The sequence below is a fragment of the Clostridium sp. CS1-1 genome (assembly GCF_056135525.1).
Genome location: NZ_CM148680.1, coordinates 1,218,863 through 1,245,241 on the forward strand (window position 1 = coordinate 1,218,863; position 26,379 = coordinate 1,245,241).

Annotated in this window: 24 protein-coding genes and 1 other annotated feature; of the genes, 15 read left to right on the forward strand and 9 right to left on the reverse strand. The window is 30.1% G+C overall.

Features of this window, described 5'->3' with window-relative positions; genetic code table 11:
* Positions 1 to 343 precede the first annotated feature (343 nt).
* From AC0N0V_RS05445 to AC0N0V_RS05455, 3 genes are all read left to right on the forward strand, one after another.
* Complete coding sequence (locus AC0N0V_RS05445) at positions 344 to 1,615, forward strand: FAD-dependent oxidoreductase (RefSeq protein ID WP_474462582.1); 1,272 nt, start codon at positions 344 to 346, stop codon at positions 1,613 to 1,615.
* Complete coding sequence (gene preA / locus AC0N0V_RS05450) at positions 1,615 to 2,853, forward strand: NAD-dependent dihydropyrimidine dehydrogenase subunit PreA (protein ID WP_474462583.1); 1,239 nt, start codon at positions 1,615 to 1,617, stop codon at positions 2,851 to 2,853. The genes AC0N0V_RS05445 and preA overlap by 1 nt, the downstream gene beginning before the upstream one ends.
* A gap of 369 nt (positions 2,854 to 3,222) precedes the next feature.
* Positions 3,223 to 5,226, forward strand: coding sequence for a fructose-1,6-bisphosphatase (locus AC0N0V_RS05455; protein WP_474462585.1), 2,004 nt, complete (start codon positions 3,223 to 3,225; stop codon positions 5,224 to 5,226).
* A gap of 1,583 nt (positions 5,227 to 6,809) precedes the next feature.
* Here AC0N0V_RS05455 and cls read toward each other — a convergent pair.
* On the reverse strand, positions 6,810 to 8,234 hold the full coding sequence (gene cls, locus AC0N0V_RS05460; RefSeq protein ID WP_474462586.1) for a cardiolipin synthase: 1,425 nt from the start codon (positions 8,232 to 8,234) through the stop codon (positions 6,810 to 6,812).
* Between the two features lie 589 nt (positions 8,235 to 8,823).
* Between cls and AC0N0V_RS05465 the strand changes: the two genes are divergently transcribed.
* Both AC0N0V_RS05465 and AC0N0V_RS05470 read left to right on the forward strand, forming a co-directional pair.
* Positions 8,824 to 9,273, forward strand: coding sequence for an OsmC family protein (locus tag AC0N0V_RS05465; protein ID WP_474462587.1), 450 nt, complete (start codon positions 8,824 to 8,826; stop codon positions 9,271 to 9,273).
* A 309-nt stretch (positions 9,274 to 9,582) separates the two neighbouring features.
* Positions 9,583 to 11,487, forward strand: coding sequence for a sensor domain-containing diguanylate cyclase/phosphohydrolase (locus tag AC0N0V_RS05470; RefSeq protein WP_474462588.1), 1,905 nt, complete (start codon positions 9,583 to 9,585; stop codon positions 11,485 to 11,487).
* A 74-nt stretch (positions 11,488 to 11,561) separates the two neighbouring features.
* On the opposite strand, the gene AC0N0V_RS05475 is transcribed toward AC0N0V_RS05470, so the two are convergent.
* Positions 11,562 to 12,479, reverse strand: a complete 918-nt coding sequence (locus AC0N0V_RS05475; protein WP_474462589.1) for a DMT family transporter — start codon at positions 12,477 to 12,479, stop codon at positions 11,562 to 11,564.
* A 311-nt stretch (positions 12,480 to 12,790) separates the two neighbouring features.
* Here AC0N0V_RS05475 and AC0N0V_RS05480 point away from each other — a divergent pair, with 311 nt between their 5' ends.
* From AC0N0V_RS05480 to AC0N0V_RS05495, 4 genes are all read left to right on the forward strand, one after another.
* The gene (locus AC0N0V_RS05480; protein WP_474462590.1) at positions 12,791 to 13,186 is read left to right on the forward strand and encodes an HNH endonuclease; all 396 of its coding nucleotides are present in this window, start codon (positions 12,791 to 12,793) and stop codon (positions 13,184 to 13,186) included.
* 313 nt (positions 13,187 to 13,499) lie between these two features.
* Positions 13,500 to 13,682 (forward strand): hypothetical protein, encoded by a 183-nt coding sequence (locus AC0N0V_RS05485; RefSeq protein WP_474462591.1) that lies wholly within the window; start codon positions 13,500 to 13,502, stop codon positions 13,680 to 13,682.
* Positions 13,683 to 13,889: 207 nt separating this feature from the next.
* Positions 13,890 to 14,120: a hypothetical protein gene (locus AC0N0V_RS05490; protein WP_474462592.1), complete on the forward strand. Its 231-nt coding sequence runs from the start codon at positions 13,890 to 13,892 to the stop codon at positions 14,118 to 14,120.
* Between the two features lie 362 nt (positions 14,121 to 14,482).
* On the forward strand, positions 14,483 to 15,559 hold the full coding sequence (locus AC0N0V_RS05495) for a M24 family metallopeptidase (RefSeq protein WP_474462593.1): 1,077 nt from the start codon (positions 14,483 to 14,485) through the stop codon (positions 15,557 to 15,559).
* Positions 15,560 to 15,726: 167 nt separating this feature from the next.
* On the opposite strand, the gene AC0N0V_RS05500 is transcribed toward AC0N0V_RS05495, so the two are convergent.
* Both AC0N0V_RS05500 and AC0N0V_RS05505 read right to left on the reverse strand, forming a co-directional pair.
* Positions 15,727 to 15,894 carry a hypothetical protein gene (locus AC0N0V_RS05500; protein WP_474462595.1) on the reverse strand — a complete coding sequence of 56 codons (168 nt, stop codon included), beginning with the start codon at positions 15,892 to 15,894 and terminating at the stop codon, positions 15,727 to 15,729.
* Positions 15,895 to 15,942: 48 nt separating this feature from the next.
* Positions 15,943 to 16,068: a hypothetical protein gene (locus AC0N0V_RS05505; protein ID WP_474462596.1), complete on the reverse strand. Its 126-nt coding sequence runs from the start codon at positions 16,066 to 16,068 to the stop codon at positions 15,943 to 15,945.
* A gap of 172 nt (positions 16,069 to 16,240) precedes the next feature.
* Positions 16,241 to 16,497, forward strand: a binding site (T-box leader).
* A 290-nt stretch (positions 16,498 to 16,787) separates the two neighbouring features.
* On the opposite strand from AC0N0V_RS05505, the gene AC0N0V_RS05510 reads away from it, so the two are divergent.
* A complete protein-coding gene (locus AC0N0V_RS05510; protein ID WP_474462597.1) occupies positions 16,788 to 17,303 on the forward strand; it encodes a tryptophan transporter in 516 nt (171 codons plus the stop codon).
* Positions 17,304 to 17,506: 203 nt separating this feature from the next.
* On the opposite strand, the gene AC0N0V_RS05515 is transcribed toward AC0N0V_RS05510, so the two are convergent.
* From AC0N0V_RS05515 to nadA, 5 genes are all read right to left on the reverse strand, one after another.
* A complete protein-coding gene (locus tag AC0N0V_RS05515; protein WP_474462598.1) occupies positions 17,507 to 17,932 on the reverse strand; it encodes a hypothetical protein in 426 nt (141 codons plus the stop codon).
* Between the two features lie 196 nt (positions 17,933 to 18,128).
* Positions 18,129 to 18,518, reverse strand: a complete 390-nt coding sequence (locus AC0N0V_RS05520) for a hypothetical protein (RefSeq protein ID WP_474462599.1) — start codon at positions 18,516 to 18,518, stop codon at positions 18,129 to 18,131.
* 244 nt (positions 18,519 to 18,762) lie between these two features.
* Positions 18,763 to 19,602, reverse strand: coding sequence for a carboxylating nicotinate-nucleotide diphosphorylase (gene nadC / locus AC0N0V_RS05525; RefSeq protein ID WP_474462600.1), 840 nt, complete (start codon positions 19,600 to 19,602; stop codon positions 18,763 to 18,765).
* A complete protein-coding gene (locus tag AC0N0V_RS05530; protein WP_474462601.1) occupies positions 19,583 to 20,884 on the reverse strand; it encodes an L-aspartate oxidase in 1,302 nt (433 codons plus the stop codon). Before AC0N0V_RS05530 ends, nadC begins: the two co-directional genes overlap by 20 nt.
* Before the next feature lie 5 nt (positions 20,885 to 20,889).
* Positions 20,890 to 21,801: a quinolinate synthase NadA gene (gene nadA, locus AC0N0V_RS05535; RefSeq protein ID WP_474462602.1), complete on the reverse strand. Its 912-nt coding sequence runs from the start codon at positions 21,799 to 21,801 to the stop codon at positions 20,890 to 20,892.
* Between the two features lie 254 nt (positions 21,802 to 22,055).
* On the opposite strand from nadA, the gene AC0N0V_RS05540 reads away from it, so the two are divergent.
* From AC0N0V_RS05540 to AC0N0V_RS05560, 5 genes are all read left to right on the forward strand, one after another.
* Entirely contained in the window at positions 22,056 to 22,199 is a 144-nt protein-coding gene (locus AC0N0V_RS05540) for a hypothetical protein (protein ID WP_474462603.1), read from the forward strand.
* Between the two features lie 96 nt (positions 22,200 to 22,295).
* Positions 22,296 to 22,442 carry a hypothetical protein gene (locus AC0N0V_RS05545; protein WP_474462604.1) on the forward strand — a complete coding sequence of 49 codons (147 nt, stop codon included), beginning with the start codon at positions 22,296 to 22,298 and terminating at the stop codon, positions 22,440 to 22,442.
* A 441-nt stretch (positions 22,443 to 22,883) separates the two neighbouring features.
* Complete coding sequence (hydG, locus tag AC0N0V_RS05550) at positions 22,884 to 24,299, forward strand: [FeFe] hydrogenase H-cluster radical SAM maturase HydG (RefSeq protein ID WP_474462606.1); 1,416 nt, start codon at positions 22,884 to 22,886, stop codon at positions 24,297 to 24,299.
* Between the two features lie 310 nt (positions 24,300 to 24,609).
* Positions 24,610 to 25,149, forward strand: coding sequence for a carbonic anhydrase (locus tag AC0N0V_RS05555; protein ID WP_474462607.1), 540 nt, complete (start codon positions 24,610 to 24,612; stop codon positions 25,147 to 25,149).
* Positions 25,150 to 25,548: 399 nt separating this feature from the next.
* The gene (locus tag AC0N0V_RS05560; RefSeq protein ID WP_474462608.1) at positions 25,549 to 26,355 is read left to right on the forward strand and encodes a RelA/SpoT domain-containing protein; all 807 of its coding nucleotides are present in this window, start codon (positions 25,549 to 25,551) and stop codon (positions 26,353 to 26,355) included.
* Positions 26,356 to 26,379 lie beyond the last annotated feature (24 nt).

Below are 26,379 nucleotides of genomic sequence, written 5' to 3' on the forward strand. Positions count from 1 at the left end.
TTTGAATAAATTTAATATATAAAAAGCAAGGTTTAATAATTTAATAAAAGTTTGTATAATAACAGTTTTCAATGGCCTTTGTGGCGTTGGAAGCTGTTATTCTTTATTATTTTAAAATACCGAGAAAGGAAACAATATAAAGAGAAAAAAAGTATGGTTTATTACATAAAGTGTTATGTAAATATAAATAGAGAAATATGCGGAATTCTATTATCACAATATACTGAAAATTGTAATAACAATGATATGGAATTATATGGAATAAGATGATAATATTATTTTAGGGATAAATTACATATATCCTTTTAAGTTAAATATATTTTCCGAAGGGGGAAAGTAAAAAATGGGGAATGAAAAATACTTAGCGGAAACAAAGAAAACAATGTCTCCTATCATAGCAGTGGAAGAAGCATCAAGATGTCTTCTATGTCATGATGCTCCATGTAGTAAAGCTTGTCCTGCAGGAACTGACCCTGCAAAATTCATCCGTTCAATTCGTTTTAGAAATTTAAAAGGTGCAGTAGAGACTATAAGAGCAAATAACCCACTTGGAGGTATTTGCGCCAGAATATGTCCTTATGATAAGTATTGTGAAGGAGCTTGTAGTAGGACAGAAATAGACAAGCCTATAAAAATCGGTGAATTACAAAGATATTTAACAGATTATGAAAAATCTATAGATATAGAGATATTGGAAAAATCACAGTTAACTAAAGAGAAGGTAGCTATTATAGGATCGGGGCCAAGTGGGCTTACTGCAGCGGCAATGTTAGCACAAAAAGGATATAAGGTTACTATATTTGAAGAAAAAGATGTTTTAGGTGGATGGTTAACATATGGAATACCACCACAAAGGTTACAGCAGGAAGTCGTGGAAAATGAAATAAGCTATATAAAAAAATTGGGCATTGAGGTCAAAACTAATTGTAAAATAGGAGAGAAAAATACTATTGATTGTTTAAGGAATGATGAATATAAAGCGTTTTTAGTAGCATGCGGAGCACAAAAAGGTAAAAGAGTAGATATAAAAGGTGCTGATTTAGAAGGTGTTGTAAATGGTGTGGATTTCTTGGCTGAAGCTAAAACTAAAAAAGGTGAAGTTAAAGTTGGTAGTTATGTAATTGTTATAGGCGGTGGAGATGTTGCCATGGATTGTGCTTCAACAGCGAAACTACTAGGTGCTAAAGATGTTAAAATAGTGTATAGAAGAACTATAGAGAAAATGCCCGCTAGTAATGAAGAAAAACAATACATCCAGGGAGTATTAAAAATCCCTATATTTACAGGATTCAAACCATTAGAAATATTGAGCAAAGAAGGAAAGGTTACAGGATTTAAAGCAGAAGGTATGTTTGATGGATCAACAATGGAATTAGAAGCTAATATGATATTGTTTGCCATTGGACAAGAAGTTGAAGATATTTATAAGATAGCAGACCCTAATTTAGAAGATGTATTTGTATCTGGGGATATAGTTGAGGGAGATAAGACGGTTGTTCAAGCGGTTGCAACTGGTAAATTAGCTGCAGAGAAGATAGAAGCTTATTTAAATGGAAAAAGAGAATCGGATGAAGCAACCATAGAAGCCGCATCATCTAAGGAGGGTGTAAAGTAATGAAAAAGAAAGATCTTTCAATAGAGTTTTGTGGAGTAAAATGTGAAAATCCCTTTTTCCTATCATCCTCACCAGTAGGAAACAATTATGAAATGTGTGCAAAAGCATTAGAAACCGGTTGGGGTGGTATAGTATTTAAAACGGTTGGAGTTTTTATACCAAATGAAGTTTCACCACGTTTTGATACTTTGAGAAAAGAATCTACTCCATTTGTAGGATTTAAAAATATGGAGATGATAGCTGAACATCCATTGGACTATAATCTTGAACAAATGAGATTACTAAAGCAAAATTATCCTAATAAAGTTTTAATAGCTTCTATAATGGGAGAAAATGAAGAAGAATGGACTAAACTTGCTCAGCTTGTTACTGAAGTTGGTGCGGATATCATAGAATGTAACTTCTCATGTCCGCAAATGACAACCAGTGCAATGGGTTCTGATGTTGGGCAAAACCCAGAATTAGTTAAGAAATATACGGCAGCAGTAAAAAGAGGAACACATCTTCCGATTTTAGCTAAGATGACGCCTAATCTTGGAAATATGGAACCACCAGCAATTGGAGCGGTAGAAGGCGGTGCTACAGGAATCGCGGCTATAAATACAATAAAATGTATAACTGGTGTAGATTTTGACAAACTCGTTGGTACGCCAATTGTTAATGGTAAGTCATCAATATCTGGATACTCAGGAAAAGCTATAAAACCAATAGCTCTTAGATTTATTGCCCAGTTAGCTAAAGAGCCTAAGCTTAAAAACGCACAAATAAGTGGTATAGGTGGAATAGAAACATGGGAAGATGCACTTGAATTCATAATGCTTGGAGCAAGTAATATTCAGGTTACTACAGCTATAATGCAATACGGATATAGAATAGTTGAAGATATGATAAGTGGGCTTTCATACTTTATGGAAGAGAAAGGAATAGAAAAGCTTCGAGATTTAGTTGGAGTTGCTCTAAATAATATGGCTCCAGCTGAAGCTCTAGATCGTAATTATGTGGTATATCCCAATTTTGCACATGATAAATGTGTGGGTTGTGGTAGATGCTATATATCTTGCTATGATGGGGGACACCAAGCTGTAGTGTGGGATGGTGAGGCTAGAAGACCTTCGCTTAATAAGGATAATTGTGTTGGTTGCCATTTATGTTCTTTAGTATGTCCAGTTGATAAATGTATAACAAAGGGAGAAATAATCTTTAAAAATGGAGAAATGCCAAGGGAAGTGGTATTGTAGGTATTGAAATTTTGGCCAGAACTTAATAGTTCTGGTTTTTTTGCTTTAAAATAACTTGTATTTTAAAATTCTTAACCTGAGATAAAGTAAGTAATTTGGTTAACGGATGATATTTATACATATTATTTTGGTAAATTTATGGAAAATGATTTTGTACAAAAACTAAAGATATTTTATAAAAATCCGAAAAATCTCAGATAAGGCCAATGATTAAGGGCGAAATAAAAACTGTTTTTTTATGCACATATATGCTATACTAATTATATAATATATTACAATATATATTACATACTATACTAATTGGTAGTAATATTGAATGAAAAATATCGATGAGTTTATAATATATTAATTTAAAAGGGGACAAAGATTATGATTTTCTATGATGAAAATAACTTGGATGTAATAGAAAAGGATTTAAGATATTTACAATTACTATCTAAGCAGTATCCAACAATATCGAGCGCAAGTACAGAAATAATTAATCTTCAAGCTATTTTAAACTTACCTAAAGGAACAGAACACTTTATGACTGATGTGCATGGAGAGTATGAATCCTTTACTCATATGCTTAGAAATGCTTCAGGAGTTATAAAGCGAAAAATAGACGACGTGTTTGGTAACTCCCTTCGTGAAGAACAAAAATCATCACTTGCAACGTTAATTTATTATCCAGACCAAAAGTTAGAACTTATTAAACAAACAGAAAATAATTTAGAAGATTGGTATAAGATAACTCTTTACCAATTAATTGATTTATGTAAAAATATATGTTCAAAGTACACTCGCTCAAAGGTTAGAAAGGCCTTGCCAGGGGATTTTGCTTATATTATTGAAGAACTACTTCATGAACATGATGACAGAGTAGATAAGCAGGCTTATTATAATGGAATTATAAAAACTATAATTGATATAGATCGTGCGGGAGAATTTATTGTTGCTATATCTAATGTTATTCAGAGGCTTGTTGTTGATAGGCTTCATATTATAGGAGATATTTATGATAGAGGACCAGGTGCAGAGATTATTATGGATGCTCTAATGGACCATCACTCTGTTGATATTCAATGGGGGAATCATGATTTATTATGGATGGGGGCTGCTGCAGGCTGTGAAGCTTGCATCTGTAACGTAATTAGAATATCCTTAAGGTATTCTAACCTAAGGACTATTGAAGATGGTTATGGAATTAATTTACTACCTTTAGCTACCTTTGCAATGGAATTTTACAATGACGATCCTTGTAGTGGCTTTGCAACTAAAACATTAGACAAAAATATAAGTGAAAATGAGTTAAGCCTTCTTGCTAAGATGCATAAAGCTATTTCTATACTTCAATTTAAGGTTGAAGGGCATATTATTAAAAGGCATCCTGAATTTAAAATGGATGACAGATTGCTTTTAGATAAAGTAAATATAGAAAAGCAAGAAATTGAGTTATATGGCGGAAATTATAAATTAAATGATACTTTATTTCCAACAGTTGACTGGAATGATCCATATGCCTTAAGTGATAGAGAAAAGGATTTATTAGAGAAGCTTACTCGTTCATTTATAAATAGTGAAAAGCTCCAAAGGCATATTAAGTTTTTATATAGTAAAGGGAGCATGTATTTGATATATAATTCTAATCTCCTATTCCATGGATGTATCCCTTTAAATGAGGATGGAAGCTTTAAAGAGATGAAAATAGGAAGCATTAAATATAGTGGAAAAGCATTACTAGATAGGATTGATCGTGTAGCAAGAGACTCTTACTTCTTTAAGGAAGATCCCCAGTTGAAAAAGTATGGTATGGATATGATGTGGTATTTATGGTGTGGGCCAGATTCACCTGTGTTTGGAAAACAGAGAATGACCACTTTTGAAAGATATTTTGTTAAAGATAAGAGCACTCATTTTGAGAAGAAAGATTATTATTATAAATATAGAGATAATGAAACTGTGTGCAAAAACATTTTATCAGAGTTTAAGCTAGATCCTGAGACTTCCCATATAATTAATGGGCATATTCCTGTAAAGACAAAAGAAGGGGAAAGCCCTATTAAGGCAAATGGAAGATTACTTGTAATTGACGGAGGTTTCTGTAAAGCTTACCAACCACAGACGGGAATTGCAGGATATACCCTGATTTATAACTCTTATGGTCTTTTGTTAACATCACATGAACCGTTTGCAGCTATCAAAAATGCTGTTCAAGAGGATAAGGATATTATATCTTCAACTAGTATATTGGAACATGTAGCCATAAGACAAAGAGTAGATGATACTGATATAGGTATAGATTTAAGAAGGCGAATAGCAGATTTAGAGAAGCTTCTTATAGCTTATAGAAAAGGGCTGATTAAAGAAGGAAGCGGCGAGATAATTGCATAGATGCAGGAAAGGGCGGCTTAACCGTAAGTTACGGCATGTTATAAGGTTAGGCTTATGATGTTTCATCAGCCCTCACTTCGAGGACAGAATCTAATACTAAAACACCTTTAAAAGCTCCAATTATTTTTAATGTTTTCTTACAGAAAACTGTAAAAATAATTGAGGGCTTTTAAGTGTTTTAGTATAAGATTTTGTAACCTCTTGTTCGAAGCTGATTCCACACCATAAACCTAACCTTATAATAGGTGTAAATTATAGTTTTAAATCTAACTTTCTAAATCACATGCTGTAAATTGTCCACACTAAAAGGCATGCTAATGCCTTATGACGAAGTCTTAGAAAAGTTTCTTTTTTCTGATTTATACTTATATTATAAAATATAACAAGATAATTGCCCGCTAGGGCTCTAGTATAAAATTGGTACATATTCTTAGCGAAAATTTTAAAATAGGATATAATTAGAATACAGAGCTTTTTAATATCATTAAATGAGTCGCATCAGTAAATAAAGGCGATGCAATATAATTTTTTTACTTAGTATCAGTTTTTCTTCATGGAAAATGCATATTTGTATAATATAATTATTTATTAATGGTCCAAAATTTAAGGTATCATAAAAACAAATAGGTATTTTGGGCAAAAGTATACTATAGTTTTATATATAAAACTATAGTATACTTTTTAGAGCGAGGCTTTATGTATTAATGTTTGACGAAAACAACGTTAATAGCTTTAATTAAAGCTTCAACTGTATCACCTTGTTTAAATCCAGCATCCTCTAAGCTTTCTTTAGTCATTACAGACGTAACGACAGGAGAGTTGGCTCATCCATCAACAGACATTTTTATCTGAGCCATAACAGCATCAGATTTTATGTCTTCAACTTTACCAACTAACTTATTTCTTACACCAGCTTCCATAATTAATTATCTCCTTTCTTGTCTTGAAATCAATATTAGCATTTGTAATAGTTAAACTTAAATCCATAATTTTAATTTATAGGTTCTATAAGCTAAAGTTATGGATTTAAAACTCTTAGAAGGTTAGGTTTATAGTGTTACGTCAGCCCTTCAAACTATGCTATACATTATAATTAGGTCGTAATATTCTTATTGTGTAAACATATCTAATTATCTAGATTTTTAAATATTAGGGTGCTAACGCACTAGGTAATTGTTTAAATTAAATATCTTATTATCATATTAGTTATAATTCTATTATCATTTTATGCTGTCGCATAATAGATTAGGGAATTGAAAATTAAGAGATTTGATTATTAGAAAAACTTATGTAACTTCTGTGTCAGCTAAAAGAACGTTATAATAATAATCTAAATTTTGGTATGTTTTAAGAGTAGGTTTATAGTGTGAAGTCAGCTTCGAATAAAGGATTACAGAATCTTATACAAATAAACTTGCAAGCTCATAATATTTTTCACAGTTTTATGTAAGAAAACATTGAAAAATATTGGAGCTTTTAAAGGTCTATTTGTATTAGATTCTGTTCCTGAAGTGATGGTTGATGAAACACTATAAGCCTACTCTCAAAATAATGTTCTAAATTTACAATTAAGTCGTACTCTCCTATAAAAGTGCAGAGAACATTCTGGAAAAGGCTTCGAAGGCTTTTGTAAGAGGAGAAAGATTATTAAAATAATCTTCAGTTACTCTTTTACTTCTTTTTAGATCTTCAAAAAATAAATTTTCAAGTTCTTCAGTAGTTTCCTCGTCATAAATTACTGCGTTAATTTCATAGTTTAATACATAACTTCTAATGTCCATATTGGCAGTACCAACAGTACATATTTTGCCATCTATTGAGGTGGTTTTTGCATGAATAAAGCTATCACCGTCATAAAGATATACCCTAACTCCATTTCGTGCTAATTCTGATAAATAGGTTCTAGAAGCGTAGTGAACCAGAATGTGATCGTACCTTGCTGGAAATAATATATGAACACTAACTCCACTTAGTACGGCTATTTTTAGAGCATTTAATATGCTTTCGCTTGGTATAAAATAGGGAGTAGTTATATAAACATGATCCTTTGCCATGCCAATCATTTTCAAAATAGTTTGCTCTATAGCAGGGAATTCTGAGTCTGGGCCGCTTTTAACTAGTTGCATTAGTTTTCCGTTACCGCTCACTATTTCAGGAAAGAACTCCTCAAAGTTATCCCCGTAATAGAAAAATTCTTTATTAGCTTCTTTTATAGTAGCAAAGTCGTCTAGGAAAACTGCCTGTAATCCGTAAACAAAATCACCTTTAACCATAATGTGAGTATCTCGCCAGTATCCAAACTTGCTCTTGCCCATGTATTCGTCGCCGATGTTTATGCCGCCAATAAAGCCGACTTTCCCATCAATTACTACAATTTTTCTATGATTACGGTAATTAATTTGGGTGTTTATTTGTCTAAGTAAAGGGGCAAGAAAATAAGAATATTGGACAACATCCACTCCAGCATCCTTTAGTTCTTTGATATAGCTTTTTTTTAATCTAATACATCCTACCCTATCGAGCATTATTCGTACTTTAATACCTTCTTGTGACTTTTTTGTAAGAATATCCTTTATTTCATTACCAATACCATCACTTTTTACTATATAGTATTCCATGTGAATGTGATTTTTGGCTTTTAACAATTCCTCTTTCAATATTTTAAATTTTTCATTACCGTCCTTAAAAATTTTTATACTATTATCTTTAAAAAGAGGAGATTCACTATTTTTTGAAAGCAACTCTATTAAAGGGGTATAGGTGCTGTCTTTAACATTTTTTATCACTTCATAGATTAGTTCCTCTAAGTTGATACTAGTTTCATTATGGAGTTTATGTTTCTTCCAATTTCGTCCTAAGAAAATATATAGAAACAAACCTACTGGAGGAAGTACAATAAAGACTAACAACCAAGCAATGGTTTTTTCAGGATTCTTCCGTTCTAGGACTATTAAGAAAATGGATACAAGTGCATTTATGAGGAATATCCAATATAAAGTAGATCTCATAATTAACCCCCTTTCACAGCAATTATTTTATTTAAGAATACGCTTTAGTTATATTCGTAAGTATTGAATGGTTTTTGAATACTTACTTAATTATAACATATTTGGAAAGTTGAAATATGTACCTAAAAATATAAGATTATAGTTAAGCTATCATGATCAATATCAGATTTTCTTAGTAAGGTATCTTTTACTTTGCCCATTAGTGTGTGGTTTTAGTCGCATTTAGTAGTTGTTATAGAGAATATCCTAAACTTAACTCTATAATATGAAGTAAAAAAGGAATTTTAGATTGAATCTAGAATAGTTAATACTTAATATACTAAATATGAAACCTAAGAATAGTAATTTTTATGGAATAGATCTATTAAATAATCTTAATAAAGTATAGTTGAAAGGATGAGGGTTTATGGACTTTGGGAAAATAATATATTATTCAGCTACACCTATTTTTACTTTACTACTTATTTTTTTACTTTATGCAGTAATAAAAAATCTTAAAAATAATAAGAAATAACTAAGGTGTTTATACTATAGGTGAAATTAAATAATTTAATCTAATTTTACTTATAGTATAGGAGAGTGATAATATATGCCACCATTAGTAGTTAAGGCAAGTACGAAAAGTATTAATAATAGTACTGCAGTAAAGTGTGAGAGTAGAGGTTTTAGTTTTATCTTAGAACAGACAAAAGAAGCACCAGAAAAAAATTATGCAATGAATCCAATGGAAGCAGTATTATGTTCCTTAGGAGGATGTGGAGTTATTACTGCAATCAATTATGCGAATAAAAACAATATTAAATTAAATGATGTTTCCATTGAACTAGAAGGCAATTTTGATACTGATGGAATGATGGGAATGAAGGATGTTAGACCTGGATATAAGGATATAAGATGCAAAGTTATATTAGATACCGATGCAAATACTGAGCAAGTTCATAATTTGATAAAATGCATAAATGAGTCAGCACCGGTTGTTGATACTATCAATAATCCAGTAAATTTAACTATGGAAGCGGTAGTTACAGCTAATCACTAATAATAAATAGAAAGAACGAAATTTACATATTTTGTGATTTCGTTCTTTTTTGTTGTGGAAAGTAATGGTGTTTTTAAGCTTTTATTAAAGAAAGTGGACCGATTATAGATAGAGTTACATATTCTAATAATAAAAGAATTTAACTAGATGTTTAGTATATAGGTTTACTACGAATTGAATTGCTTAAATATATGTTCACTACTAACTATATGTTTGTGTGAATTGATTTTTACTGTATGATTACTTAGGCATTTTTTCTTAAAAGGAATTATTATAAATTTAAATAATTTATGGATATGGTGATGAAGAATGGGAAATGGTGTTAACTCTCTTAAACTTGTCTTAAGTGAGAAAGAGTCATTAAATCAAGTTTTAAACTTCGGTTATATCAAGGTAAAGAATCTATTAAAGGGCCAAACATCTCAATTCATCAACCTATACGAGAATTGCTGTGAAGCAGTTGCCATTCTTGATAATCAAGACAAAATTGTAAATATAAATAAAAGTTTCACGAAGATTTTTCAATATTCAGCTCATGAAGTAATTGGAAAAGAAATAAATAGTGTAATTTCAAGTGATGATATAAATAAAGGTAAGGTTAGTATTCCTAGAATAGCACTAGATAGAGAACACATTAGCCAGGAAACTATAAGGAGAAGGAAGGATGGAAAATTAATAAATGTAAATATAATAACTTTACCAGTAATAGTAAGTAATAAACAAATAGGACTTTCTGTTATATATGAAGATATAACAGAAAAGAAGAGAATAGAACAGGAAATGAAAGACTATCAAGAATGGTTAAAAGTAACTTTATCTAGTATAGGAGATGGAGTTATAGCTACAGATAAGAAGGGGAAGATAAAATTTATAAATGATGCAGCTGCGAAACTTACCGGATATAGTATAGAAGAAGCAGAGGGGAACAATCTCAGAAGAATATTTAATATAATATGTAGAAAAACATATGATGAAACTTTTAGTAGACGAGAGGATTTGCTTACTACGATAATAGATGAAGGAAGTCAATTTAAAAGCGATGAAGACATTATTCTAGTTTCTAAAGAAAATAAAAGATATAGTATAAGTATAGCAGTTGCACCAATAAAAAGTGAATGTAAGGGGGATATCGGAACAGTAATTACCTTTAGAAATATTACAGATAGGGTTTTGCTGGAAGAAAAACTAATGAAAATTAGTATATGTGACAGTTTGACTGGCGTTTATAATCGAACTTATTTTCATAATTTTATCAGTGAATGTGATAAAAAAAGGCTAACTAACCTTGGATTAATTGTATGTGATTTAGATGGATTAAAAATTATCAATGATACATTAGGGCATTTTATAGGAGATGAGTTAATAATCAGTGCTGCTAATGTATTAAGGAGAGTTAGTAATAATAAGCATATTGTGGCAAGAATAGGCGGAGATGAGTTTATAGTTTTGCTAAAAAACAGTAGTGAAAAGGAAGTTAACAAACTAAATAAAAGGATTAAAATTGAAATAGCAAAAAACAATTTTAATAGTGACAAGATACATTTAAGTATGTCAACAGGAACAGCATTTAGTGGAGATAGTTTTAAGCCTATAAAAGATATTTTTAAGGAAGCTGATAACAAGATGTATGCTTCTAAACTAAATGGAAAGGATAACACAAGAAGTGTTATAATGAGAACTCTGATAAAAGCTCTCAAAGAAAGAGATTTTGTTATGGAAGGGCATATAGAAAGAATGAAAAGTTTATCAGTAGGATTTGGAAAAAGGTTAGGATTACCAAGTAGTATTATGAACTCACTAGAACTTCTTGCACAATTCCATGATATTGGTAAGGTGGGGGTTTCTGATAGAATAATAAAAAAGCCTGGTGAGTTGAATCAAGATGAAAAAGATGAAATGATGCGTCATAGTGAGATAGGATATAGGATTGCGAAACACACCCCTGATTTGGAACAGATTGCTGAATTAATATTAAAACATCATGAGAGTTGGAATGGAAAGGGGTATCCTATTGGTATTAAAGGAGTGGATATTCCTCTAGAGTGTAGAATAATCTCAATTATTGATGCTTATGATTCTATGACAAGTAAAAGGCCGTATAAGAAAGTTATGAGGAAAAGAGAAGCCATAGAGGAATTGAAAAAGTTTAGCGGTACTCAATTTGACCCTCTATTGGTTAATAAATTCATTAAATATTTGGAATCAAAAACTTAAAGCTTTAAGGCGGCTAGTAAATGTTTTAGCTAGCAGCCTTAAAGTCAAGTTTAATGCGTAAATGAATTTGTAAATTAAGCATTAACCTCAGTAGAAACTTCTGTAGACTTCTTTTCCTTATTTCCAAAATAAGTTGACAGAAGAATCAGTAGGCCACCAATTATTTGAAATACAGTCATAGTTTCTTTTAAGAATATAACACCAAAAATAACAGCTGATATTGGATCTATATAGCTTACAATGGCTATACTTTGAGCTCTTAAGTCCTTCATGGCAGAAAAGTATAGTAAATAAGGTATTCCTGTATGCACTAAGCCGACTATTAATATAAATATTAAAGTCTTACTGCTTGATATATGAAGATTACTTCTGTGGATAATAAAAGGAATCAAAACTAATGCAGCTGTAGAAATTTGAACTACAGTCATTTGGTAACCTGATAACCCTTTAACATATTTGTTTAATAGGACAACTGAAGAATAAAAAACGGCAGCCATAAGTCCGAAGGTAATTCCCTTAACATGATTGTATTCTATATTAGAAGTAGATGCTTGGTTGTTTAATATTAAAAATAATCCAAGTAAAGCTCCTGTAACTGCAATAAGGTTAAATTTAGTAAACCTCTCTTTTAAAATAAATGGGGATAGCAGTATTACAAATACAGGTGCAAAATAATAACTTAATGTTGCATTTGAAATCGTAGTATACTTATAGGCCTGGAATAGAAGTATCCAGTTAAATGCCATTGCAACACCTGATGCAATTAAAAAATATATGTTTTTCTTATCTATACTTTTGAGTTCTACTTCTTCACCTTTCTGCTTAGAATTATTGAAGTTTTTCGAAATAAAACCATACAACATAAGAAAAACACTGGCAGTAGCAGCACGCAAGAAAACTGTTTCTATTGACGGTAAGTCAATGTTCTTTACAAATATTCCGATACTACCCCATATGGCCATTGAAAGAATAACTTTAAACATTGCGCTCATTAAAATCCCCCCATAGTAAAAGATTATTGTCTTAAATGAAATTTTTTCAGATGGACAGTAGAGCCAAAAATATATCCTTAATTTCTGAACATTAATGTGCTCTATTACTCCTATCTGATTTAAGCTATGTTTAATTATAACATATACCTAGATAAGGTTGATAAGATAAAATATAGTTTGTTTGAGCGAAACTGAATATCTTAATGCTCTAAATTAAACCAATTTCATAATTATTTGCATATGAAATATTTATGAGATTATGATATAATTGATTTAGAAATTAATTGTTTGATTAAATAGGAGGGGAAAAATTGCTAAGGTGCGAAATCTGTGGTAAACAAGCGGATAAACATCATATAGTTTACAGAAGTCAAGGCGGCGTAGATTTTCCGATAAATTTTAGGTATCTATGTTCTGAGCATCATAGGGGAAAGAATGGGCCTCATAAGAACAGGAGATTAGATTTAGAGTATAAGATTGAAATGCAGAGAAATTTAGAGGAACTGCTGTTTAAGGACTATTATACCATGGATGAACTCTCTTTCTTGTTAGAAATAAATAGAGGGATGCTGAAAAAGCTCCTTAAAGATTATAGGTTATATAAAGAAGGATACAAGAAACCAGATATAATTCATAGGCTTATGGGCAAAAAAGTATACACAGAAGATATGATTGAAGAATATTATGATTTTATAGCAAACTTTTAACATAAATAATATATTAAATTGAGATTAGATGACAATACTAAACCCTTAGATAGATATAATACTAAAAAGGAATAAAGTGTTGTTGGTAAACATATTCTTAATTACTAATGAATTGTCAGGTGTATTTAGGCATCTGACTGAAAAAATGACTTCAATTTTCAGAATCTTGAATAATATGAAAAAACGAAGCATACTAACAACCAATTTGTATATACTTTATTTAAAAAGTGCTTTACTAAATGATGTTAAAAGCTTAATTTGTAAGCACTATTAGATTTAAATAATAAAATATGAGAATAAGGGGGAAATAAAAATGCAAGAAAATATATTGATGATTTTAAGCTTAGATGAAATGAAGAAAATTACAGAAGGATTAAAAATTGCTTTGTGCTATATGGATGAAGATGATGAAAAAATATATGAAAATAAGAGAGATAATGTTGAAGATGTATTAGTAAAGCTACTTAATGCACAATATGAATGTTCAAAAAACTAAATTAAACCCTATAATACCAATAATCACCTAAAAGCCTGAATTTATTTTATAATAATTTTAGACTTTTAGGTGATTTGTTTTAAGGAATACTATCATAGATTCTATAAAACGGAATAATTATCCAAAGTATCTTATTATAGTCACACATTATTTTATAGTTATATGGATAATCTATAAATGTAAAAAAACATATAAGGGGGCTATAAAGTGAAGGATAGATTTGAATTAGATGATATAAAAGATATTCATGTTGGTGATGTTCCAATAGCTAAAATGGGGGTAATTGATAGCCTTACAGGTAAAGATACCCATAAGGACTCAGTTCCGCTTGAAAAACTTTCATCTTACAGAAAAGGACATGAGATTGGAACTCATATAGAAAACTTACTTAAAGGAGACCAAGTAGATCGTAAAAAAGATGAACCGGAAATTGATTAAAATTTAAGAACTAAGTTTACTAAAAGCTACCTTTGCGTTAAAGATAAGGTAGCTTTTGGTATGTACAAATGCATATTGTATAAAATATAAACCACCTATATTTAAAATCTTAAAATTTAATAATGTGCAGGATATGCTTCTTCTATGCAGGCCATTCTATAGGAAACTAGAATTTATTACTATAATGTTAATATTATAACTTGCAAAAGTAAAGAATTTCTAATATTATATATATAAACAAACTATTAAAATTAATCAATATATTAAAAATTAAACTTTATAATTATGGTCCTAGATTAATGATTTATATAAAATCAAAATAAATGAATTATATGTTTTAATAACTAAGGAGGTACTGTATTATGAATCAAGGAAGACTTAATAAAGTATTAAAAGAAATGGAAGCTAGACATATACAACAAATGTTGGTTTCAGATCCAGCAGCTATATTTTATTTAACAGGAAAATGGATTCACCCTGGTGAAAGAATGCTTGCATTATACATAAATCTTAATGGAAATAATAAGTTATTTATAAATGAACTTTTCCCTGTAACTGAAGATTTAGGTGTTGAAAAAGTATGGTTTAATGATACTCAGGATGCTGTTGAAATCGTTTCAAGATATGTAGAAAAAGAAAAGCCAATGGGCGTTGATAAGAATTGGCCAGCTCGTTTCCTTTTAAGACTTATGGAATTAAAAGGTGGAAGCACATTTGTAAATGGTTCTTTAATACTAGATCGAGTTAGAATGTGCAAAGATGATCAAGAAAAGGATTTTATGAGGGAAGCGTCTAGAATAAATGACTTAGCAGTAGATAGAATGATTAAGATTGTTCCAGAAATGAATTCTGAAAAGAAAATGGGACAGATTTTATCAAGCATTTATGAAGAATTAGGAGCAGAAGGATTTTCATTTGATCCAATAATAGCTTATGGTGCAAATGCAGCTGATCCACACCACGGATGTGATAACACAGTAGTTAAAGAAGGAGATAGTGTAATAATAGATATTGGATGTGTTAAGGATTCTTACTGTTCAGATATGACTAGAACTGTATTCTATAAATATGCTTCTGATAAGGCTAGAGAAGTATATAATATAGTTTTAGAAGCTAATAAAAAGGCTATAGATATTATTAAACCAGGTGTTAGATTCTGCGATATAGACGCAGCAGCTAGAGATCATATATCTGCTCATGGTTACGGAAAATTCTTTACTCATAGAACAGGACATTCAATCGGAATAGAAACACATGATTTTGGTGATGTTTCTTCAGTAAATACTGATATAGTAGAGCCAGGCATGATATTCTCAGTAGAACCTGGTATATATTTACCAGGAGAAGTTGGAGTTAGAATAGAAGATTTAGTATTAGTTACTGAAGATGGATGCGAAATACTCAATAAGTATGATAAAGAATTAATAATAGTAGAATAAGAAAAGCATGATATAAGTTACAATAGGGCTAAATACTTGTTTTTCAAGATAAAAATGATTTCGTAATTTCAATAAATATCTAAGCGGTAGATTAGGAAAAAACCTTATCTACCGCTATTTTAAAAAGTTTTATTAAATTAATTTGTTAGTGATATTAACAATCTAAATTACATATGGGAACCATTATCATTATTTCTATTAACTCTTGCTTTTTGATGAATAGTTGCAGGATTACCACGATGCTGAAATCCATGTTCAGACTCTCTACTTTCATTACTTTCAGCTGCCATAGAATGTAATTTTGCATCTAATGGAGATAGTTTCTTTTTTTGCATGATTTTATCCCACCTTTATTTTTAATATTGAAATTAAACATCAAAAGATTATCTACCGGAATATTTTCCAGATAATCCTGGGGTTTCTTTATCCATTCTTCCTTTAGTATCTTTTACTGCTGGGTTATGAACTCTATCTTTTTTTGTTAAAACTTCAATTTTCTTTTTAACCATTTTCAACTCCCCTTTCAAAATTAGTTTTACCTTGAAGAATAGTTTTATTCTTAATAAACTGTGGTTAGTATTCCATTTTTCTTTAAAGAAAAATTCTGAATAAAACAAAAAAGTTTATTTTTATAATTGACAGTAAAATGTTTAAGTGGTAGTATTTAAGTAAATTAATAAACTTAATCTTTAGACGAGGAAGAGTAGTTAATAAGTTTAGCTTCAGAGAACTGAGGGGGGTGTGATCTCAGTGCAATAACTATTAGTGAATGGACCTCCGAGGTGTAGCCCGAAATTTAAATTAGTTCTTTAAAGAGTAGTAGCTACCGTTAGCCATACGTTATAATGGATAGAGCATGTTAGTGCTTGAAATTTTAAGGGGTATCAATTTTTTAGATACAATTTAGGTGGCACCGCGGATATCACTCCGTCCTATTGTTTAGGACGGAGTTTTTTTATTTCTCAAAATAATTTAAGAATTCTTAAATAAAAATTTTAAGGGGGGCTTAGTATGTTGTGAAGGTCAAATAAAGATACTAAAGAATCAATATTTTTTCATGTGAAAATTAATATAACAAGATTAAGAAGCTCAATGGTTAACCAAATTTATTAAATTTCTTATGTAGATGCTTGCAAGCTATTGTTAATTATTTAGAGATTTATACGTTTAGTAAACCCAAAATTAAAATTTTTAAAGAGAATAAATTAATAAAGAGGAGAGATTTGTTATGAGTATAAAAAAGATTATTATAAATTCATTATTTTTAGCTATGGGAGCAGTACTTCATCAAATGGCACCACCATTAGTTTTTGGGATGAAACCAGACTTTTCTTTAGCAATGTTATTTATCATAATGATTCTAAATGATGACTATAAGACTTGTTTAAGTGCTGGAGTTGTAGCAGGAATATTAGCAGCTGCAACAACAACTTTCCCTGGAGGTCAATTAGCAAATGTGATAGATAAACTTATAACTACTAACGTGATTTTTGTAATAATAAAACCTTTAAGAAATGTATTAAACAATCAAATAAAGATAATTATAGCCTCTGCAATTGGAACATTGGTAAGTGGAACAGCTTTTTTAATGGTAGCCTTAATAACAGTTGGATTGCCTATAAGTTTCCGTACCTTATTTTTATCAGTGGTTGCTCCAGCTTGTTTAATAAATACAGTGTGTGCAACTATATTATTTAATGCATTAAATGTCGCTCTAAAGCGAGGAGCTATCAAGGGAATATAATTAGAATGGAGGTTTTTGTACAATCTCTGTTAGTTCTTATTTTTATTGTCTTAAAAAACTAATTAAAAGATTGAACTTAAAGAAAAAGATATATCTTGTCCAGTTAAGATTAGTTGAAATAAGCCTGTGTATGCAATAGGAACATTATACATATTGCATATACAGGCTTGATATAATGAGTATATTTATCGACTGAGTTATCACTAATTAGATATTGGTTGAAAATCCAAATTTTTTAATAAAATATCTAAATTACCTTTAAAGGTAAAAAAAAGTGCGTTGTCATTGGTATCAAATACCATAAGATATTCCCTATCCTTTTCAGGGAATATTATAATTACTTGGTCAACAAAGGCGCTTAACCATTTATTCTGTATCATTATAGGCGTTTCTAAGGGAATCTTAACCATATACCCTTTATCAGGTATAGGATTAAATTTAGTATATATTCCTGTTATTCCTTTAAGGTAGTTTTCAACTTCTTTTTGTATTGCAGGGTTGTGTCTAACTTCTTTTACTATGCATTCCTTATTTATATCAAAGATTTCAATGTTAATATTTTCGTAAGCTGAAGTTTGTACTGAAGTTAAGAGTATAAAGACTAAGATAATAGCAATTTTTTTAAACATTAAGACCACCTCTTAGTTAATGTCTCCAAAAAGGAGAAATGCTATTTTGAATAAATAAGCAAATAATTAAATGGCAAACTATAAAAAATACGCATACATATATTTTTATCTAAATGGAAACTTCTTTCAGATAATTATAAAAGCAGTAATAACCAATTTAGTAACTAATTGATTATTACTGCCTACTAAAACAATGTTACTCCATTTGGTCCATTGTTCTTTCTCTATTTTTTTGCTTTTCTTCTACATTTGCTAAAGTTTCATCATCAAGTCCTGAACCATAATGCTCTAAGTATTCTTTTGTATCTTCATAGTTTTCTTTTAGGTTTTCTAAAGGATGATCATGATACTCAGAGCCATATACAATATGATTTTTTAAGTGCTGAATTTCTGATTGTCTTTCACATTGTATATCTCTTGCATGAGCTCTATTTTTAGGATCACCTATATTTGAATACTGTTCAAGGTGTCTTTCAGTTCTAGTATAATTTTCTACAGTATTAATCAATTGATCTAGACGATGTTCTGTATCTTCTTGAAGTCTTCTTTTTTGTAATTCTCTATCTTTTTCTTTATCGTTTGTCATTTTTAAATTCCTCCTTACTTGTCATATGATACACTATTATTTTGACTTTTAAGAGGAGATTTAATACTATAGAAAGTTTACTAAAATTGCAATTATTTTAGTGGTTATTTAAAGGTGTTTATTTACATATAAAAATAAATTTAATAGATAAATATTAGAAAATCTAATTTTGTTGTGTTTCCCACTGAGAAGAATAATATGCCAATACAGGTAAAATTTAGATTTCGTAAATGAATAATAAATATTAGGTTAAAGCTTTAAGGTTCTTCATGCTTATATCTAAAACCTTAAAGGAGTGAGTCAAAGCTCCTGTAGATATATAATCTACTCCAGTTTGTGCTATGGAGTTAATAGTGTCCAATGTCACATTTCCAGAGGCTTCAGTTTTAGTTCTTCCATTCACTGTTTTTACAGCAATTCTTAATGTTTCAATATCCATGTTGTCTAGCATTATTATATCAGCATTTGATTCTAAAGCTTCCCTAAGCTGATTTAAGTTTTCTACTTCGACCTCTATTTTTCTAATAAAAGGAGCATTTATCTTTACAAATTGGATAGCGTTTTTTATTCCACCCGCTGCATCAATGTGGTTATCCTTTATAAGTACTCCATCATTTAATCCAAATCTATGATTATATCCGCCTCCAATCTTCACTGAGTATTTTTCGAAAATTCTCATATTAGGTGTAGTTTTTCTTGTGTCTAAAAGTTTTGTATTTGTACCTTCTAGTTTTTGTACAAACTGTTTTGTGAGAGTGGCTATACCACTCATTCTTTGAAGAAAATTTAAAGCTGTTCTTTCTCCAGTTAAAATTGTTCTTGTGCTACCATTAACCTCTCCGATTTTTTGACGTTTATGCACTATATCACCATCTTTTACAAAAAACCTCACATCAGCATTTCCAAGAATATTAAAAACTCTTCTAAAAACTTCAAGTCCTGCTATGATTCCTTCTTCTTTTACTATTAAGTCAACAGTAGATTTTGAATCCTCAAAAACTATAGAGTTTGTTGTTATGTCTTCATAGCTTATATCTTCGTTAAGAGCTTTTTTTATAATATCATCAGCAAATAACCAATTCATTTTTTAAATCTCCTCTCAATTCAAGTAGGTTATAGATTATAATTTTTTTACTTAAACTTTCATAGTAGTCTAAAGAATGTTCAAGTTTTTTAGCAAATATGTTAGAGAAAGATATTTTGTTAATTTCTAGGTTGATTCTTTCTGCTCCTCGCTTGGAGAATACTAAAGCTTCTAATAGTGAATTACTAGCTAATCTATTAGCGCCATGAACTCCAGTACAGCTTGTTTCACCGAAAGCATATAAATTTTTCATGGAAGTTTGTCCGAATAAATTTACATCTATTCCACCCATAAAATAGTGTTGAGCGGGAGACACAGGTATAGGTTCTTTGGTTATATCAACACCATTTTCTAAGCATTTTGCATATATATTAGGAAATCTTCTTATTAAGAATTCCTTAGCCATGAAGCTTACATCAAGATAAACATTTGTGCAATTAGTTTTGATTTGTTCATCAATAATATGTTTTGTTACTACATCTCTTGGAAGTAGCTCATCGACAAAACTATTTCCCTGAGAATTTATAAGTTTACCACCTTCGCCTCTGACTGATTCGGAAATCAAAAATTTTCTTTCATTATTAGAATGTAAGAAGAACGCAGTAGGGTGAAATTGTATATAATTTAAATGTTTAATTTTAATTCGATTTTTTATAGCGATGGATATACCATTACCTGTAAGTATTCTTTGATTTGTTGAATTTTTAAAAATGCCACCTATTCCCCCAGTAGCAAATATAGTTATTTTTGAGTGAATATTAATTTGTTTATTATCTTTCACGCAGATACCACCAATACAAAGGTTATCTTTCTTGAAAATATCTACTAAGCTACAATTTTCTAATATATTTATATTATCTTTAGATTTGATGTTATCCAGTAGAACATCTTCAACTCTTTGACCGGTTATATCCTTGTAATGCACGATTCTATTTATACTATGGGCACCTTCGCGAGTATAACAGAGACCTTCTTTGTCTTCATCAAAATCTAATCCCAAGTTACAAAGGTTATCTATATTCTTTATAGATTCTTTCGCTAAAATTTTAACAGCCTCACTATTATTTTGAAATTGACCTGCCTTTAACGTATCTTCAATAAATGAATCTACATCAGTATAACCTCTTGCTACAGAAATTCCTCCTTGGGCTAGGCTTGTATTACATTCATCGATTTTACCTTTTGAAATCATAGTTATTTTTAAGTCGTTTCTTAGATTAAGGGCAGCGTAAAGGCCTGAGATACCAGTACCTACTATAAAAATATCAGTGAATATTTCCATAGGTCTTACCTCCCAAGTTCGTGCATATTAGCCAGTGCTATATAGGCTTTTAATCTTACCTCTTCATTTACTTCTATTTCATATTCCATATTTAAAAGACTATTGTATATATCCTTTAGATAAGTTTTTTTCATATTGATACATGACATGCCACCACCAGGAATATAAAATTTTTTTTCTGGATTTTTGCTTTTCATTTGATGAAGAACACCTTCCTCAGTAACAATAAGGAATTTTTCTTTTGCACTTGTATTTACAAAATTTATAATTTCACCAGTACTGCCAATGAAATCGGCTAAATCTCTCACTGGTTTTTCACATTCAGGGTGCGCCGCAATTAAAATATCCTCGTATAAGTTTCTAGCTTTTTTGAGCTCTTCGGCTTTGACTTTTTTGTGAGTTATACAAAAACCATCCCATAAAATAAATTTTTTATTTGGGATTTGTTCGGAAATATACTGACCTAAGTTTTTATCAGGTAAGAAAATTATTTCTTTCTCTTGTAAGTTTTTTATTATTTTTAAAGCATTGGAAGAAGTACAACATACATCAGATAATGCCTTTACTTCTGCAGTAGAGTTTATGTAGCAAACCACCTTTGCATTAGGGTGTTTAGCTTTTAATTCTTCAACAGCGCTAGGTTCAGCCATATCGGCCATAGGACATCCTGCATCTATTGCAGGTAAAAGAACAGTTTTTTCAGGCGATAATATTTTTGCACTTTCAGCCATGAATTTAACACCGCAAAATATGATTACTTTTTCATTACATTCTCTAGCTACCTTACTTAGGTAGTAAGAATCTCCAACCTTATCGGCTATATCCTGAATTTCTGGTCTTTGATAGTAGTGAGCTAAGATTATTGCGTTTCTCTCTTCTTTTAGCTTTAGGATTTTTTCTTTTAAATCTGTTTCCATGACTATACCTCCAAAAAATATACAATTGACATTACAGGTGTATATACACCTGACTATATATAAACTATACCACTAAAAATTATTAATGACAACCTTGCTAATTAGTATTTTATTTATTAAATAACGAAATTTATATTTAAATTTTTATAAAATTAAATATATTTTCATTTGAAGGTAAATAATAAAATAAGGTTAAAACCAAAAGAATTTAATATTTTTGATATTTTATAAGATATATCTAAGGAGGGATTTTTGTGTTAAAACATAGTATACAAGGTAATAAAAAGGGAAATGTGGATAAAAGCAGCTCTGGAGTAATAATTGTAAAGGAAAATATAGATAATCTTAGAGGAACTGAAAGAGAAAAAGCAATAAAGAAAGACATATGGGATTATTAATAGGTAATATGTACAAGTATAATAACTTTTTAAAAGGACATTATAAATAATGTACACCGGAAAATGTACATTAAAATGTTGGAGGTGTTCGATAATATGAGAGTAGGAGATAAAAGAAACTTTAAACAAAAAGGCTTTAAAGATCAACATCAGTTTTCAAAAAATCAAATAAAACAAACTATACAGAAAAGAGCTTATAACGAGAGTGGATATAACAATAAAGATGGAGAACAGTTTGTTTAAAACAAGTTTTTAGCTTTAGACTAGTCTTTAGAAACCTTCAATTTCTTCAATATATATGTAAGTATTGTAGATTAAAGTCGATTTGTAAAGGTTGACAAAAATTTATCTAGTGATAAAATTAAACTATAACCTAATTGTTTGCTTAATCGAATATTTTTAGAGATGTCTAAATTATTGGATTAGCAAATGAGTTTAATGTGTCTAAGTTGAAACCTAACAGAGAGGACTTATCTAATCTGGAGGGGAAAATTGGAATACACAGTAAATAGATGGTATAGTTGTATATATCTATAAACTTGCGTAGAAATCTAACTTTCCCTAAATAGATAATTTTAGGGAAAGTTTTTTTGTTTTAGGTTAGAACACAATATTAAACAAGAATTTTTGGCAATTGTTAGTTAGCGAATAAAGACTTTAAAATATGGTTTGGGGGGAAGTAAAATGAAAGAATTTTTAGCAGAAGAATTTATTGTAGATTCTGAAATAAGAGAATCTATACAAGAAGGAAAAAGAAGGGCTGAAGACAAAGAGTATGTAAAATCCCTTATAGAAAAAGCTAGAGAATGCAAAGGTCTAACTCACAGAGAAGCAGCTGTACTTTTAAACATTAAAGAAGAAGGAATACTAGAAGAAATGTTTAAAGTAGCAAAGGAAATAAAGGAAGCTATTTATGGGAAAAGAATAGTTTTGTTTGCTCCTCTTTATGTAAGCAGTTACTGCGTTAACAACTGCCAATATTGTGGATATCAGCATTCTAATGATACTTTTAAAAGAAGAAGATTGTCTATGGATGAATTAAGAGAAGAAATAAAAATTGTTGAATCAATGGGACATAAAAGAATTGTAATGGAGGCAGGAGAGGATCCTGTAAATTGTAATCTTGACTATATAATAGATTGTATAAAAACTATATATTCAATGAAGTTTGATAATGGAAGTATTAGACGTATTAATATTAATATAGCAGCAACGACAGTAGAAAATTATAAAAGATTAAAAGATGCGGAAATTGGAACATATACGCTTTTCCAAGAAACATATCATAAGCCAACTTATGAGAGATTGCATCCAAATGGACCAAAGCATGATTACAATTATCATACAACAGCAATGGATAGAGCAAGAGTGGCAGGAATTGAGGATGTTGGAATTGGTGTGCTTTACGGATTATATGAATATCAGTATGAAACAGTAGCAATGCTCATGCATGCAGAGCACCTTGATAAAGATACAGGGGTTGGACCGCATACCATATCAGTTCCAAGATTAAGAGCTGCAGAGAATGTAAAACTTGAAGATTATCCTCATTTAGTAACTGATGAACAATTTGAGAAGATAGTAGCTGTCTTAAGACTTTCAGTACCTTATACTGGAATGATCATTTCTACAAGGGAAGAATCAAAATTTAGAGACAAAATTATATCTCTTGGGATTTCTCAAGTAAGCGCTGGCTCTTGTACAGGAGTTGGTGGTTACAAGGAAGAACATGGATTTCAACCAAGTGATGAAAAACCTCAGTTTGAAGTAGGGGACCATCGTTCACCAGCACAAATTCTGAAGAGTTTATGTGATTCTGGATATGTACCAAGTTACTGCACAGCTTGCTATAGGGCAGGTAGAACTGGTGATAGATTTATGGAATTTGCAAAGAGTGGTACAATTCATAATTTCTGCTTACCAAATGCATTAATGACATTTAAAGAATATCTTCAAGATTACGCAGATGAAGAACTTCGTGTAGTTGGGGAAAATATGATAAAGCAAAATTTAGAAGATATTCCAGATGAAAAAATACGTGAATTTACTATTGAAAGCCTTGAAAAAATCGAGCAAGGTGAAAGAGATATTAGACTTTAAAGTAATGACATAAGATATTAGTAAAATTTTATTGATATTTAATTTAACTTAATTTGAATGAATAATAGGCAGTTGATGTTAATTGTAAGTTTTTCTTAATAAAACTACAAAAACATCAATTGCCTTATTTAGTTAATCATACTTTATTTTACATAGCTAAATTTATTAACAAAAAGTTCTAGTAATTTTAATATATAATTTTAGAATATTACTACTTTTTAATATTTATATGCTATAATGTATTATTAATAAAATGAATAGGAAGGAGATAGATATCAAGAGTGTACTATCTTGATACAGGTACAGAATAATGAACAGATTAGTAAAAGTGGTAAGTGAAAAAGATATATTTTTACAGTATAAGGATACACCAATTGAGAAACTACTAAAATATAATAACTTAAGATATCCATTTGAGAATTACGAGAAAGCAGAGTTAGTAGTAGGAATGTGTATGGATAACCGTAAACAACTACATATACCAAATAATTTTTCATATATTATTCGTTCGGCAGGCGGAAACTTACGTTATAGTGAATTTAAAGTTTCCTATGCAATTTCTGTTGGTGGAGTTAAAGCGATAGCCCTTATAGGTCATAATAATTGCGGAATGGTAAATCTAATGTCAAAAAAAGAGAAGTTTATTCAAGGTTTAGTAGAAAATGCAGGATGGAGTGAGAAACAAGCAGAGGAACACTTTATAAGTTTTGCTCCAATGTTTGAAATTGAAAATGAAATTGACTTCTTGTTAAGTGAAACAAAAAGGTTAAGAAGCAGATATCCAAAGATACTGATTACGCCATTATTTTATAGGATAGAGGATAATCTGTTATATTTAATTGAAGAATAAACTTTCAACTATAGGGAAAAGGCGACTTAATCGTAAGTTGCAACACTGTTAGAAGTAGAGGCTTATAGTGTTACGTCAACCCTCTCTTCAGGAACGGAATCTAATACTAATAAACCTTTAAAAGCTCCAATATTTTTCAATGTTTTCTTGCGGAAAACTGTGAAAAATATTGAGAGCTTTTAAGTTCATTAGCATAAGATTCTGTAATCCTTTGTTCGAAGCTGACTCCACACTATAAATCTACTATTCAAACAGGCCAAAATTTTAATATTTAAAAATCCAAATAATTAGATAGAGTTACATAATAAGAAAATGTAGTATATAAAATTAAACTATAACTTGTGCAGGTGTATTTTACTTAAATAAGGTATAGTTTTAATTGATAGGGAGGTAGGAGGTTTGAACCTAATAAGAGAAAACTTTTTAAAAAAGTATCATCTTACAGAAGATGATATAGTAAATAATAAAATAAATTGGGATGATTTAAACAACATATATCTTGATTTTAGCATTTACAAGAATACTTATGAAACTCAAGCTGAATTTATAGCTAGTACACTTAGAACACATGAAAAGATACACACAGTAAAATCAAGAGTGAAGGATCCTGAAAGATTAATTGAAAAAATCATTAGAAAGACAGCTGATAGAAGAGAAAAATACGGTGAGGAATTTCAGTTTTCTGTTGAAAATTACAAAGAAGAGATAACAGATTTAATAGGAATAAGAGCAATACATATTTTTAAAGATGACTGGGAAGATATACATAATTTTATTACTAGTACGTGGAAGGTAATTGAAATTACTGCTAATGTTAGGGAAGGGGATGGTACTCAAAGATTTGAAGAGTTAAACATACAAATTCACTCTAGAAAGTCTGGGTATCGATCTGTACATTATTTAATAGAATTTTTTCCAACGAATCAAAAAGTTATAGCTGAAATCCAAGTAAGAACAATATTTGAAGAAGGATATGGTGAAATAGATCACCAATTAAGGTATTCTCATAGTGAAATTCCAGAAGTATTGGCTTTAAATCTTCTATTATTCAATCGCATAGCTGGTAGTTCAGATGAAATGGCATCCTTTATAAATTTACTTAATAAAAATTGGACTGAGATGGAGAAAGAATACGAGAGAGTAATAGATTTGAAGGATAAAGAGATAGAAGATTTAAAAAGAAAGATAGAACAAAACTCCCTATAATGGTAGTTTTGTTCAAAATGCTTA